The organism is Nesterenkonia ebinurensis (assembly GCF_008711175.1).
GTDB lineage: Bacteria > Actinomycetota > Actinomycetes > Actinomycetales > Micrococcaceae > Nesterenkonia > Nesterenkonia ebinurensis.
This window is the reverse complement of the sequence record NZ_VWNF01000037.1, coordinates 1-923: the sequence shown is the minus strand read 5'-3', so window position 1 is coordinate 923 and position 923 is coordinate 1. Positions and strand designations below refer to the sequence as shown.

At 56.7% G+C, this 923-nt stretch carries 1 protein-coding gene; it reads left to right on the top strand.

The genetic code is table 11. From position 1 onward, the window contains the following. Positions 1-14: 14 nt before the first annotated feature. Positions 15-923 (top strand): UTP--glucose-1-phosphate uridylyltransferase GalU (gene galU / locus F0311_RS11265; protein WP_191089892.1); only part of this gene is annotated, 909 nt, incomplete at its 3' end.

The window sequence follows — 923 nt, the reverse complement described above, 5'->3', positions numbered from 1 at the left end:
GTAAGGTGACCTGCATGAGCAACGCCGTACCGATTACTAAAGCAGTTATTCCAGCAGCGGGTTTGGGTACCCGGTTTTTGCCTGCGACTAAGGCTATGCCTAAGGAGATGTTGCCGGTGGTGGATGAGCCGGCTATTCAGTATGTGGTGGAGGAGGCTTCTAAGGCTGGGTTGGATGATATTTTGATGATCACTGGTCAGAATAAGCGGGCTATGGAGGATCATTTTGATCGGGCTCCTGCGTTGGAGGCGACTCTGCGGGATAAGGGGGATGAGAAGAAGCTGGCGGCGATCCAGTATGCCACTGGGTTGGGGGATATTCATTATGTGCGTCAGGGGCAGGCTTTGGGGTTGGGGCATGCGGTGTTGTGTGGGAAGCAGCATGTGGGTGATGAGCCGTTTGCGGTGCTGTTGGGTGATGATCTGATTGATGCTCGGGATACTTTGTTGACCACGATGTTGCAGACTCAGCAGCAGCTGGGTGGTTCGGTGATTGCGGTGATGGAGGTTCCTGAGGAGAGTGTCTCGGCCTATGGTGTGGTCGATGCTGGTGGTAAGGATAAGGAGACCGGTCCGGATGGTCAGCTGGCTTCGGTGGTGCCGGTGCATCGGTTGGTGGAGAAGCCTCCTGCCCGGGAGGCGCCGTCGAATTTGGCGATTATTGGTCGGTATGTGTTGCATCCGGCGATTTTCGCGCAGTTGGAGCGTACTCCTCCGGGTAAGGGTGGGGAGATTCAGCTGACGGATGCTTTGCAGGCGATGGCGGCCAAGCCTGCTGGTGAGGGTGGTGGTGTGCATGCGGTGGTTTTCCGGGGTCGTCGGTATGACACTGGGGATAAGCTCAGCTATATCAAGGCGGTGGTGACGTTGGCGGTGGATCGTGAGGATCTGGGTCCGGATCTGAGGACATGGCTCAAGGAGTTC